The following is a 12240-nucleotide window of genomic DNA, read 5'->3' on the forward strand; positions in this document are numbered from 1 at the left end:
TCGAGGTGTGGGTATTGCCACACCCTGACGGGGGTGCGGTCCGGCTAGTGTCTGTGGGCTGCCTACAAAGTGCTGCCCCACCGGAGGGTCCCCACCATGCCCGACCGCACCATGCCCGCGCACCCCTTCGGCTGGATCGAGGAGGAGGCCGCCCGCCGTGCCCGCGCCGGGCTCGTCAGGACGCTGCGCCCGCGCCCCGCGGACAGTCCCGTCCTCGACCTCGCGAGCAACGACTACCTCGGCCTGACCCGCCACCCGGAGACGGTCGGGGCCGCGGCCGGAGCGGCGGAGCGCTGGGGGGCGGGCGCCACCGGGTCGCGGCTCGTCACCGGCAGCACCGCACTGCACGCCGAACTGGAGCGGGAGCTCGCCGAGTTCACCGGCTTCGAGGCCGCCCTCGTACTGTCCTCCGGCTACGCGGCCAACCTGGCCGCACTCACCGCGCTGACCGCCCGCGGATCCCTGATCGTCTCCGACGCGGGCAACCACGCCTCGATCGTCGACGGCTGCCGGCTGTCCCGCGCCGAGACCGCCGTGGTCCCGCACGCCGACCCGCAGGCGGTGCACAAGGTTCTGGACGGGTACGCCGTCGACGGGCCAGGCGTCGACGGGCCAGGCATCGACGGGCCCGACGGCCGGGCGCTCGTGGTCACCGACTCCGTCTTCTCGGTCGACGGGGACGCCGCACCGCTCGCCGAACTCGCCGCCGTGGCACGGGAGTTCGGTGCCGCACTGGTCGTCGACGACGCCCACGGCCTCGGTGTGCTCGGCGACGGCGGACGCGGCGCCCTGCACGCCGCGGGCCTCGCGGGCGCACCGGACGTGGTCGCGACCGTCACCCTCTCGAAGTCCCTCGGCAGCCAGGGCGGCGCGGTCCTCGGCCCGGCGCACGTCATCGACCACCTGGTCAACGCGGCCCGTACGTTCATCTTCGACACAGGACTCGCGCCCGCCGCCGCCGGAGCCGCCCTCGCGAGTCTGCGGCTGCTGCGCCGGGAGCCGGGCCGTGCCGCCCGCGCGCGCGACGTATCGGCCGCGCTGCACCGGCAGTTGACCGCCGCCGGGCTCGCGGCGGTGCGCCCGGACGCTGCCGTGGTCTCCGTGCGCGCCCCGTCGGCGGAGGCGGCCCTGCGGTGGGCGGCGGACTGCCGCACCGAAGGCCTCGGCGTGGGCTGCTTCCGGCCGCCTTCCGTGCCGGACGGCATCTCCCGGTTGCGGCTGACGGCCAGGGCCGACCTCACGGACGCCCAGATCGCGGCTGCGGTGGACACCATCGTCCGTACCGCACCCGCTTCTTGAGGATCTGTCAGTTCACGGTGCGGCGGTGCGTCACACTGCCTCCGTGCGGAGCGCGCCGACGAAGCGGGACCAGGCGTCGGCGCTGAAGAGGAGGGCGGGGCGGTGCACCCGCTTCGAGTCGCGGACGGCCAGCAGGCCGCAGTGGGCCGGCGCCGTCTCGACGCAGTTGTTCATGCCTGTGCTGCGGCTGCTGCGGCGCCACGCTGCGCCCTGCAACTGCAGGCTGGAAGGTACGTTCGCGAGGTGTGGGGACATGGTTCCTCCCTGCGCGTCGTCACCGATATGGGGTTGTGGGGCGAAACCTGGTGGGACTTCGTGGGTGAAACGCGGGTCAGCGGATGCCCGCGATCAGATTCAGGGAATCCCCGGGTTGCAGGGCCTGTGCCTGGATCCGTTGGAAAGCGGCCGAGTACTGGCCAAGGTCTTCTTTCCGTTCCAGATAGAGGCTACTCGCCAAGTGGTCAATAACAACCACATCCAGATCTGCAATGTTCGGAAAGGAGAAGATAACGAAAGCCCCAGTGAGACCCATGTGCGCACCCGCCTCAAAGGGCAACACCTGTAACTGCACATGAGGCAGCTCCGCCACCTCCAGCAGATGCCGCACCTGCTCCTTCATCACCCGCTCGCCGCCCACCGTCCTGCGCAGCACCGCCTCGTCCAGTACGGCGCTCAGGGCCAGCGGCGAGGCCGCCCGCAGGACCTCCTGCCGGGCCAGGCGCACCTCCACCAGGGAGTCGACCTTCCGCACCGGGAGTCCGGACAACGTTGCCCTCGTGACCGTCCGGGCGTAGTCCGGAGTCTGCAACAGCCCAGGGACCACCGAGGTTTCGAGGGTGCGCGCCGCGCACGCCTGCGACTCCAGGCTGATGAAGTCCCGGTACTGGGGCGGCAGCAGACCCCGGTAGGCGTGCCACCACTGGGTGCCCGACTCCCCGGACGTCTCGGCCAACGCCTCAAGGAGCAACCGCAGTTGGGGCTCCTTGACGTCGTACGCCGAGAGCAGCAGTGCCACGTCCTCCGGTTTCGCACCGCTGTGCCCGGTCTCGATCCGGCTGACCTTCGACTGGTGCCAGCCGACGAGCCGCGCGGCCTCCGGACTGGTGAGCCCGGCCCTGTCGCGCAACTTGCGCAATTCTTCCCCGAGCTTGCGCCGGCGCACCGCGGGACCGTGTCGCATGACGACTCCTATCGCGCGTTCCATGGCTCCCCGCCGAGGGCCAGTCTGCCGGTCATATACGTTTCCGCGTAGCAGAGTTCACTACATCGAGTGGCAGATATATGTATGTCTGGGAGGAACGCCGCCGGTGGCGCCACCATGAGTGACACTCTGGCGCGGAACGGGTCCGGGGCCGCTCCCGCACAGTTCGCGTCCGAGTTCCGAGTCCGGCCCCGGTGGGAAAGGGACAACGTCGCCATGGCTGACCACCAGGAAGTATCCGTCACCCTGCCGAGCGATCCAGCTTCGGTGTCCACAGCCCGGAGATACGTCGCCGAAGTACTGGCCGAATGGGGCCTGTCGACGGATTCCGAGGCGGCCGACACCATCCGGCTGATCGTCTCGGAGCTGGCGACCAACGCCGTGCAGCACACCTTCGGCCAGTCGCCCACCTTCACGGTGGACGTCCAACTGGAGCGGGACGAGCAGTTGCGCATCGGCGTCACGGACAGCCATCCGCGCTGGCCCCAGCGGCTGCCCGCCGCCGTCCAGCAGGACAACGGGCGAGGCATGGTGATCATCCGTTCCCTCACGGCGGAGTGCGGGGGCCGGCTGTCGGTCACGCCCACCGCGGAGGGCGGCAAGACGGTGTGGATCGCACTGCCCTGGATCGCAGCGGTGCAGAGATAGGCGTACCCCGGGAGCGAAGCCGGCGGCGTGCCGGAGAGTTGACCAACACGCCGCCGACACGCATGAGGTGACTGCCCGTCACCTCACCCGGCCGTACCACACGCTCTTCGACCAGATCCGTTCCAGCCGCACCACCGTGCCCCGCCTCGGCGAGTGCCAGATCTTGTTGCTGCCCGCGTAGATGCCGACGTGGTAGACGTTGCGTCCGTGGTGGAAGAACACCAGGTCACCGCGGGTGCGCACCGAGGCGGAGATGTGCCGGGTCTTGTTGTACTGCGACTGCGCCGAGCGCGGCAGACTCTTGCCCGCCTTCTTGAACGAGTACAGCGTCAGGCCCGAGCAGTCGAAGCGGTACGGGCCGCTGGCCCCGTACTTGTACGGCGAACCACGCTTGGAGGCGGCGATCTGGAGCGCTTTCGTCGCGAGCGTCGCGGCCTCGGCCTCGGGGGCGGCTCCGGGGATCAGGAGCGGGGCGCCCACTACGGCGAGGGTGAGGGCCGATGCGATGGAGGCCCTGGCGATCAGCGACGGAACAGGTGCGTGCATGTGCGCGGTCATGCGCAACCCTTCGTCGACCAGACGTCCCGGCGGCGCCCGAGGTGCGGCGCCGGCCAGGACCGCCCCGCCACGACGGCGGGGGCTTGTCGTCCCACGGATCTTGACCCGGTGAACGCCTGGTTTCCGAGCGAGAAGGGGTGTTTGTGAGGCTCCTCACCACTGAGCCGTTCGGGTGGACAAAGGCCGTTCCGCTCCTTGGTGTCGGCCTGCGAGGAGGCCCGCACCAGCACTGGAACAGATCATTCCGATCGTGCTCCGGACGAACTGTGCAACTCGATCAGTGCGGACGGGGTAGCCGGGACTGGGCCGAACGGGGGATGCGTCCTGGTGCAGGTGTGCCCGCCCGGTGACGGCCCCCGATGATCAACTCGCCTGCTCCGGCGGCACGGTGAGGCGTCCGGCCCGCCGCTCTCCGTCCAGTACGCGCAGCGCCCGGACGAGCGTGCCGGAGTGGAGGGAGGTCTCGCCCCGCTCGTGCATCAGGGTGAGCGCGTCACGCAGTGCCGTCGCCCGGCCGACGAGGGCCTGCGCGGCGCGCAGGGCGCCGTAAGTGTCCGTGCCGCGGGACGGGTTGATCCGGCCCAGCGAGTCGACGACCTCCAGATAGCTGTCCAGGAAGTCGCACTCGGCCCGCGTCAGCGCGGGCAGCGGCGGCAGCTCGGGCGGCAGCATCCGACCGCTCACCGGGAGGCGGGGGCGGTGACGCCCCGGCGGTTCGCGACGATCCGGTCCACCAGTCCGTATCCGAGGGCGGCCTCGGCGTCGAGGATCCGGGTGCGGTCGAATTCGGCCTCGACCTGCTCGGCGGTCCTGCCCGTGTGCCGGGCCAGCATCCCCGCCGTCATCGAGCGCAGCCGCACCATTTCCCGCGCCTGGATCTCCAGGTCGGACGCCTGCCCCTGGGCGGGCTCGTCCAGCGAGGGCTGGCTGAGGGCGATCCGGGCGCCGGGCAGCGCGAGCCGCTTGCCGGGGGTGCCGGCCGCGAGGAGCACGGCCGCGGCGTCCAGGGCCTGGCCCAGGCAGATCGTCTCCACGTCGCAGGTCACGAACTGGAGCGTGTCGTAGATCGCCGACATCGCGGTGTACGAGCCGCCGGGGGAGTTGATGTAGAGCGAGATGTCCCGGTCGGGGGCGTCGTGCTCCAGGTACATGAACTGTGCGGCGATGTCGTTCGCCGCGGCGTCGTCGACGGGTGTCCCGAGGAAGACGATCCGCTCGCCGAGCATCTTCGAGTACGGATCGAGGGTGCGGGTCCCCGTGCTGGTGCGTTCGGTGAACGAGGGCAGGACGTATCGGGCGGACGGCTGGATCATGGCGCGCTCCCTCGGGCTGCGGCAGGCAGCAGGCGGCTGCCACCTCTGTAAAAAATGTACAGGACGTACGTTCAGTACGATGGTGAGCATGACCTACGAGATTCCGGTGACGCAAGCCCGCGCAGAGCTCGCCGACCTGATCAACCGCGTCGTGTACGGCGGGGAGCGGGTGGTCGTGACACGGCACGGGAAGCCGCTCGTCGCCCTGGTCTCCGCCGCTGACCTGGAACGACTGGAGAGCGAACCGGAACAGGCCGAGGATTCGGTGGTCAGTTCCGTCTCGTCGGTCGGCTCGATCACGTCCGCTCCGGGCGAACGCCGCCGGTTCGGCATCGCCGCCGAATACCGCGGCGAGCACGGCGGTGGAGTTAACGCGACGGAAACTCCGCACAACTAGCCTCGTTATGAGGGCACCTGACGGAAAGCCCTGGTGATGACCCTTGCTCGGGCTTTGCATGTCCTTTGCTAGATGGGTGATACACCTATGTCCGTCGTGGTGACCGCGACAGCCGGGCCGGGTGGCCCGGCGCGAGGACTGTGAGGTGTGGACCCGTGCAGCTGACCCCGCACGAACAGGAACGACTGCTCATCCATGTGGCCGCGGACGTGGCCGAGAAGCGCAGGGCCCGCGGGGTGAGGCTCAACCACCCCGAGGCGGTCGCCCTCATCACCTCGCACATCCTCGAAGGCGCCCGCGACGGCCACACCGTCGCCCAGCTCATGTCCTCGGGCCGCAAGGTGCTGCACCGCGACGAAGTCATGGACGGCATCCCCGAGATGATCCACGACGTACAGGTCGAGGCGACCTTCCCGGACGGCACCAAGCTCGTCACCGTCCACGAGCCGATCCAGTGACGGGGAAGCGCCCACCGATGATCCCCGGCGAGATCCTGTACGCCGACGCGCCCGTCCTCCTCAACGAGGGCCGCCCCGTCACCCGCCTCACCGTCCTCAACGCCGCCGACCGGCCCGTCCAGGTCGGCTCCCACTACCACTTCGCCGAGGCCAACCCCGGTCTCGACTTCGACCGCGCCGCCGCCCGCGGCCTGCGGCTGAACATCGCCGCCGGTACGGCCGTGCGCTTCGAGCCCGGCATCCCCGTCGACGTCGAACTCGTTCCCCTCGGCGGCCGGCGCATCGTCGCCGGACTGCGCGGGGAGATTGGCGGTGCCCTCGATGGCTGAGTCCGTACGCACCCGGGACTCCGCGCACCCCGGGATCTCCCGCGCCGGGTACGCCGACCTGTTCGGCCCCACCACCGGCGACCGCATCCGGCTCGCCGACACCGACCTGCTCGTCGAGATCGAGGAGGACCGCTCCGGCGGGCCAGGACTCGCGGGCGACGAGGCGGTGTTCGGCGGCGGCAAGGTCATCCGCGAGTCCATGGGCCAGGCCCGTACGACCCGCGCCGAAGGAGCGCCCGACACCGTCATCACCGGCGTCGTCGTCCTCGACCACTGGGGCGTCGTCAAGGCCGACCTCGGCATCCGCGACGGCCGCATCACCGGCATCGGCAAAGCAGGGAATCCGGACACCATGGACGGGGTACACCCCGACCTCGTGATCGGCCCCGAGACCGAGATCATCGCGGGCAACGGCCGCATCGTCACCGCGGGCGCCATCGACGCGCACGTCCACTTCATCTCGCCGACCGTCGTCGAGCAGGCGCTCTCCTCCGGCATCACCACCCTCGTCGGCGGCGGCACCGGACCCGCCGAGGGCTCCAAGGCGACCACCGTCACGCCCGGCGGCTGGCACCTGGCCCGGATGTTCGCCGCGCTGGAGCAGTACCCGGTGAACATCGGGCTGCTCGGCAAGGGCAACACCATGTCCCGCGAGGCCATGCACGCCCAGCTCCGCGGCGGCGCGCTCGGATTCAAGATCCACGAGGACTGGGGCGCGACCCCCGCCGTCATCGACGCCTGTCTCAGCGTCTGCGACGAGACAGGCGCCCAACTCGCCATCCACACCGACACGTTGAACGAGGCCGGGTTCGTCGGCGACACCCTCGCCGCCATCGCGGGCCGCACCATCCACGCCTACCACACCGAGGGCGCGGGCGGCGGGCACGCACCGGACATCATCACGGTCGTCTCCGAGCCGTACGTACTGCCCAGCTCGACCAACCCGACCCGGCCGCACACCCTCAACACGCTCGACGAACACCTCGACATGCTGATGGTCTGCCACCATCTCAACCCGGCGGTCCCGGAGGACCTGGCGTTCGCGGAATCCCGCATCAGGCCCTCCACCATCGCGGCCGAGGACATCCTGCACGACCTCGGCGCGATCTCGATCATCTCCTCGGACTCGCAGGCGATGGGCCGGGTCGGCGAGGTGATCCTGCGGACCTGGCAGACCGCCCACGTGATGAAGAAGCGGCGCGGCGCACTGGCGGGGGACGGTCACGCGGACAACCACCGGGCACGCCGGTACGTCGCCAAGTACACGATCAACCCCGCCGTCGCCCAGGGCCTCGCTCACGAGATCGGCTCGGTCGAGACCGGCAAGCTCGCCGACCTGGTCCTCTGGGAGCCCGCCTTCTTCGGCGTCAAGCCACTGCTCGTGATCAAGGGCGGCCAGATCGCGTACGCGCAGATGGGCGACGCCAACGCGTCGATCCCCACCCCGCAGCCGATCCTGCCCCGGCCGATGTTCGGCGCGACCGGGCGCGCCCCGGCCGCGAACTCCTTCAACTTCGTCGCCGAGGCGGCGGTCGAGGACGGTCTCGCGGAGCGGATGGGGGCACGCTTCGGCGTCGGCAAGTCGTTCGTGCCGATCACCAGCACGCGAGGGGTCAGCAAGGCGGACATGCGGGAGAACGACGCGATGCCGCGCGTCGAGGTCGACGCGGACACCTTCACGGTGACCATCGACGGAGACCCGGTGGAACCGGCCCCGGCGGCCGAACTGCCCATGGCCCAGCGCTACTTCCTCTTCTGAGGGGCGTCAGCACATGGATCGACTGTCTGCGCGCACGGCCTCCGGTGCGGCCGTACTCCCGGCTGCGGAGTGTGTACGGGGCTCCGGCCCTGCCCCTGCCGCGAACACCGGACCGGGGCCGGGCAGGCCCGCCACCGGACGGCCCCAGCCGGTCGGTCCGGCGACGGGCCGACCGGGCGCCGCCCCTGCCCCGCGCGGCCCCGGTGCCCGGCCCGTACCCGGTGCCCGTGCCGCGCTGCTCGTGCTCGCCGACGGGCGGTTTCCCGCCGGGGGGCACGCGCACTCCGGCGGGGCGGAGGCCGCGGTCAAGGCCGGGCGGATCCGGGACCACCGGGACCTCGCCTCGTTCTGTCGCGGGCGGCTGCACACGGCGGGGCTCACCGCCGCAGGACTGGCCGCGGCGGCCGCGCTCGGACTCGACCCGCTCGCCCTCGACGAGGCCGCTGACGCCCGGACCCCGTCGCCCGCGCTGCGGGCCACCGCCCGCAAGCTCGGCCGGCAGATGATGCGGGCCGCCCGCGCCACCTGGCCCTGTACCGAGCTGGACGCGCTCGCCGCCGCCCGGCCGCGCGGCGCGCACCAGCCCGTCGTACTCGGTCTCGCAGCCCGCTCCGCCGGGCTCGGGCCCGATGACGCCGCGCACTGTGCCGCGTACGAAAGTGTCAGCGGGGCGGCGACGGCGGTCGTACGGCTGCTGAGCCTGGACCCGTTCGAAGCCACCGGCGTGCTCGCGCGGCTCGCCCCCGAGCTCGACCGGGTCGCCGAGCGTGCGGTGCTGGCGGCGTACGAGGGCATCGACGCCCTGCCCGCCGCATCCGCCCCGCTGCTCGACATCACGGCGGAGGCGCACGCGGCCTGGCCCGTACGCCTCTTCGCGTCGTAGCGCCCGTACGGAGCGCGGCGCTCGCAGGACTCGCAGGATTCGCAGGACGCAAGAAACAAGGAGCCGCACCATGCACCTCGACCACGACCACTCCCACACCACCGCCGTCAGCGCCGACGCCCACCGCCCCGACGGCACCCGGCGCGCCCTGCGCATCGGGCTCGGCGGGCCCGTCGGGTCCGGCAAGACCGCGACCGTCGCCGCGCTCTGCCGCGAGCTGCGCGACACGCTCTCCCTCGCCGTCGTCACCAACGACATCTACACCCGCGAGGACGCCGAATTCCTGCTGCGCAACGCGGTGTTGCCGCCCGAGCGCATCCAGGCCGTCGAGACCGGGGCCTGCCCGCACACCGCGATCCGCGACGACATCTCCGCGAACCTCGAAGCGGTGGAGGACCTGGAGGACGAGGTCGGTCCGCTCGACCTGATCCTCGTCGAGTCCGGCGGAGACAACCTCACCGCCACCTTCTCCAAGGGCCTCGTCGACGCGCAGGTCTTCGTCATCGACGTGGCGGGCGGCGACGACATCCCCCGCAAGGGCGGACCCGGCGTCACCACCGCCGACCTCCTGGTCGTCAACAAGACGGACCTCGCGCCGTACGTCGGATCCGACCTGGGACGGATGGCCCGCGACGCGAAGGAGCAGCGCGGTGAACTCCCCGTCGCCTTCACGTCGTTGACCTCGGGCGAGGGCGTCAGGCCGATCGCGGACTGGGTGCGCGCCCAGCTCGCCGCCTGGACCGCCCCCGCCCGTACCGCATGAGCCTGCGCGCCACCGCCCGGATCGTGGCCGCCCCCGGCGGCCGGCTTCCGGTCCTGGAGAGCGACGGGCCGCTCGCCCTGCGCCGTACGAGATCCGCGGGCGGCCCCGGCAGCAGCAGGGTCACCGTCGTCGGCGCCATGAGCGCGCCGCTCGGCGGTGACCGTCTCGCCGTGGAGGCGGCGGTCCTGGAAGGTGCCCGGCTGACCGTCGACGCGGCGGCCGCCACCGTCGCCCTGCCCGGCCGCACCCTCGAACCCGCCCACTACGACGTCCGGCTGACGGTGGGTCGGGACGCGGAGCTGCGCTGGCTGCCGGAGCAGCTGATCTCCGCGTGCGGCAGCGACCTGCGGATGACCACCCGGGTCGAACTCGCCCCCACCGCCCGTCTGGTGCTCCGCGAGGAACAGGTCCTGGGCCGCCACGGCGAGTCCACCGGCACCCTCTTCACCCGCCTCACCGTCCACCGCGGCGGACGCCCCCTCTTCGACCAGGAGCTCCTGTACGGTCCTGGCGCGCCGGGCGGCTGGGACGGCGGCGCGGTCCTGGGCGGCCACCGGGCGGTCGGCCAGCTGCTCGTGGTGGACGAGCGGCTGGCGCACGCGGAGCGGAGTCCCCGGCTGCTCGGCGAGACCGCGGTGCTGACGCCGCTCGCGGGGCCCGCCGTACTCGTGACGGCGGTGGCGGCGGACGCCAGGGAACTGCGGCTGATCCTGGACGACGTACTGGCGTCGCAGGCGGCGGGCCGGCCGGCGGCCTGACCCGGAGCACCGCCGATCGGGACGTACCGCCGATCGGGGCGTACTGCCGGTCGGGACGTACCGCTGAGCGGGACATCTCGCACCGGTTATTGGTTCGGCAAAGAAACACCAGTACGGTCTGTTCGCGGCGTCCCTCCGGGCGGAAGGATGCCGCCCACACCCGTTTCCGGGGACTCAAGGAAACTCACAGGGGGAGGTCCACTTGCGACGCACCGCAGTGCTCGGTTCGGCCGGCACACTGCTCGCGGGCACGCTCATAGCGGGCGCGATGGCCGCACCGGCCGCGACCGCAGACCCAGGACAGACCAAGCAGGCCAATCAGGGCTCCAACAGCCTTTCCCACGGCGGGAGTTCGGAAGCGTACGGCGTGAAGGTGGCCGCCGACAGGGCCGCCAGGCATGGCATCGACTGGAAGGACTGCCCGGCCGACTGGGGCCTGGAGAAGCCCATCAAGTGCGGCTACGTCACGGTCCCGCTGGACTACAGGAAGCCGTACGGCAAGCAGATCCAGATCGCTGTCGACAAGATCGGCAACACCGGTTCCAAGAAGGACCGGCAGGGCTCGCTGGTCTACAACCCGGGCGGTCCCGGTGGCTCCGGCCTCAAGTTCCCGCGCCGGGTCGTCACCAAGAGCAAGATCTGGGCGGGCGCCGCCAAGGCGTACGACCTGGTGGGCTTCGACCCGCGCGGAGTCGGAAAGTCGACCCCGATCTCCTGCGTCGACCCGCAGGAGTACGTCAAGGCGCCGAAGGCCGACCCGGTCCCCGACAGCGAGGCCGACAAGCGCGCCCAGCGCAAGCTCGCCGCCGAGTACGCGGCCGGCTGCAAGGAGCGCAGCGGCTGGATGCTGCCGCACATGACCACCCCGAACACGGCACGCGACCTGGACGTCGTCCGGGCCGCGCTCGGCGACAAGAAGCTCAACTACCTGGGCGTCTCGTACGGCACCTACCTGGGCGCCGTCTACGGCACGCTCTTCCCGTCGCACGTGCGCCGCATGGTCCTCGACAGCGTCGTCAACCCGTCCACGAAGAAGATCTGGTACGAGGTCAACCTCGACCAGGACATCGCCTTCGAGGGCCGCTGGAAGGACTGGATGAAGTGGGTCGCCGAGAACGACGCGACCTACCACATCGGCAACACCGTCGAGAAGGTCCAGCAGCAGTGGGAGAAGCTGCGCGCCACGGCCAAGAAGAACCCCGTGGGCGGAGTCGTCGGCCCGCAGGAGCTGGTCATCTTCTTCCAGAGCGCGCCGTACTACGACTCCGCCTGGGCGAACGTCGCGGCCACCTGGAGCAAGTACCTCAAGGGTGACCCGGCGCCCCTCGTCGACAAGGCGGGACCGCACCCGGAGGACACCGCGGGCAACATCGCCTCGGAGAACTCCAACGCCGTCTACACGGCGGTCGAGTGCGCCGACGCCAAGTGGCCGACCAGCTGGAAGAAGTGGGACCGGGACAACACCCGGCTGCACGAGAAGTACCCCTTCCTCACCTGGTCCAACGCCTGGATGAACCTGCCCTGCGCCACCTGGGGCGCCCCGCAGCAGCACGCCACGGAGGTGAAGACCAACAAGGGTCTTCCTCCGGTGCTGATCGCCCAGTCGACCCGGGACGCGGCCACGCCGTACGCCGGTGCGGTGGAGCTGCACAAGCGCTTCAAGGGTTCGCGCCTGATCACCGAGCGCGACGCGGGCTCGCACGGCATCACCAACCTGGAGAACCCGTGCCTCAACGGCAAGGTCGAGGCCTATCTGCTCAGCGGCAAGCTGGACAGCCGTGACGTGACGTGCGCCCCGCACGCCACGCCGAAGCCGTAGCGACCGAGCCGTAGCTCCTGGCTGGCGACAGTCCGCCCGAACCGGGGGCGGCCGG

Annotated in this window: 15 protein-coding genes; 10 read left to right on the top strand and 5 right to left on the bottom strand. The window is 71.2% G+C overall.

Features of this window, described 5'->3' with window-relative positions; genetic code table 11:
- Positions 1–111 precede the first annotated feature (111 nt).
- Positions 112–1299 carry an 8-amino-7-oxononanoate synthase gene (locus ACH4SP_RS25510; protein ID WP_398418371.1) on the top strand — a complete coding sequence of 396 codons (1188 nt, stop codon included), beginning with the start codon at positions 112–114 and terminating at the stop codon, positions 1297–1299.
- Positions 1300–1329: 30 nt separating this feature from the next.
- On the opposite strand, the gene ACH4SP_RS25515 is transcribed toward ACH4SP_RS25510, so the two are convergent.
- The gene (locus tag ACH4SP_RS25515) at positions 1330–1554 is read right to left on the bottom strand and encodes a DUF397 domain-containing protein (protein ID WP_398417872.1); all 225 of its coding nucleotides are present in this window, start codon (positions 1552–1554) and stop codon (positions 1330–1332) included.
- Between the two features lie 76 nt (positions 1555–1630).
- Positions 1631–2479 carry a helix-turn-helix domain-containing protein gene (locus tag ACH4SP_RS25520; RefSeq protein WP_398417873.1) on the bottom strand — a complete coding sequence of 283 codons (849 nt, stop codon included), beginning with the start codon at positions 2477–2479 and terminating at the stop codon, positions 1631–1633.
- A gap of 237 nt (positions 2480–2716) precedes the next feature.
- Here ACH4SP_RS25520 and ACH4SP_RS25525 point away from each other — a divergent pair, with 237 nt between their 5' ends.
- Positions 2717–3148, top strand: a complete 432-nt coding sequence (locus tag ACH4SP_RS25525; protein WP_398417874.1) for an ATP-binding protein — start codon at positions 2717–2719, stop codon at positions 3146–3148.
- Between the two features lie 78 nt (positions 3149–3226).
- Here the strand turns inward: ACH4SP_RS25525 and ACH4SP_RS25530 are convergent, their stop codons facing one another.
- From ACH4SP_RS25530 to ACH4SP_RS25540, 3 genes are all read right to left on the bottom strand, one after another.
- Positions 3227–3706 (bottom strand): C40 family peptidase, encoded by a 480-nt coding sequence (locus ACH4SP_RS25530; protein ID WP_398417875.1) that lies wholly within the window; start codon positions 3704–3706, stop codon positions 3227–3229.
- Positions 3707–4069: 363 nt separating this feature from the next.
- Positions 4070–4378: a hypothetical protein gene (locus tag ACH4SP_RS25535; RefSeq protein WP_398417876.1), complete on the bottom strand. Its 309-nt coding sequence runs from the start codon at positions 4376–4378 to the stop codon at positions 4070–4072.
- An 8-nt stretch (positions 4379–4386) separates the two neighbouring features.
- Positions 4387–5019: an ATP-dependent Clp protease proteolytic subunit gene (locus ACH4SP_RS25540; RefSeq protein ID WP_398417877.1), complete on the bottom strand. Its 633-nt coding sequence runs from the start codon at positions 5017–5019 to the stop codon at positions 4387–4389.
- Between the two features lie 88 nt (positions 5020–5107).
- Here ACH4SP_RS25540 and ACH4SP_RS25545 point away from each other — a divergent pair, with 88 nt between their 5' ends.
- The 8 genes from ACH4SP_RS25545 to ACH4SP_RS25580 all read left to right on the top strand — a co-directional run bounded on the left by ACH4SP_RS25545 (position 5108) and on the right by ACH4SP_RS25580 (position 12185).
- On the top strand, positions 5108–5416 hold the full coding sequence (locus ACH4SP_RS25545; protein ID WP_398417878.1) for a type II toxin-antitoxin system Phd/YefM family antitoxin: 309 nt from the start codon (positions 5108–5110) through the stop codon (positions 5414–5416).
- A gap of 155 nt (positions 5417–5571) precedes the next feature.
- Positions 5572–5874: an urease subunit gamma gene (locus ACH4SP_RS25550; protein WP_362415799.1), complete on the top strand. Its 303-nt coding sequence runs from the start codon at positions 5572–5574 to the stop codon at positions 5872–5874.
- A 17-nt stretch (positions 5875–5891) separates the two neighbouring features.
- On the top strand, positions 5892–6203 hold the full coding sequence (locus ACH4SP_RS25555) for an urease subunit beta (RefSeq protein WP_398417879.1): 312 nt from the start codon (positions 5892–5894) through the stop codon (positions 6201–6203).
- Positions 6196–7962, top strand: a complete 1767-nt coding sequence (locus tag ACH4SP_RS25560) for an urease subunit alpha (protein ID WP_398417880.1) — start codon at positions 6196–6198, stop codon at positions 7960–7962. The genes ACH4SP_RS25555 and ACH4SP_RS25560 overlap by 8 nt, the downstream gene beginning before the upstream one ends.
- Positions 7963–8197: 235 nt before the next feature.
- Positions 8198–8845: an urease accessory protein UreF gene (locus ACH4SP_RS25565; RefSeq protein WP_398418372.1), complete on the top strand. Its 648-nt coding sequence runs from the start codon at positions 8198–8200 to the stop codon at positions 8843–8845.
- Between the two features lie 70 nt (positions 8846–8915).
- The gene (gene ureG, locus ACH4SP_RS25570) at positions 8916–9608 is read left to right on the top strand and encodes an urease accessory protein UreG (RefSeq protein WP_398417881.1); all 693 of its coding nucleotides are present in this window, start codon (positions 8916–8918) and stop codon (positions 9606–9608) included.
- Positions 9605–10366: an urease accessory protein UreD gene (locus ACH4SP_RS25575; RefSeq protein WP_398417882.1), complete on the top strand. Its 762-nt coding sequence runs from the start codon at positions 9605–9607 to the stop codon at positions 10364–10366. The genes ureG and ACH4SP_RS25575 overlap by 4 nt, the downstream gene beginning before the upstream one ends.
- A 202-nt stretch (positions 10367–10568) precedes the next feature.
- On the top strand, positions 10569–12185 hold the full coding sequence (locus ACH4SP_RS25580) for an alpha/beta hydrolase (RefSeq protein WP_398417883.1): 1617 nt from the start codon (positions 10569–10571) through the stop codon (positions 12183–12185).
- Positions 12186–12240: the final 55 nt, after the last annotated feature.

Origin of the sequence: Streptomyces sp. NPDC021093, from assembly GCF_044333135.1 — a bacterium.
GTDB lineage: Bacteria > Actinomycetota > Actinomycetes > Streptomycetales > Streptomycetaceae > Streptomyces.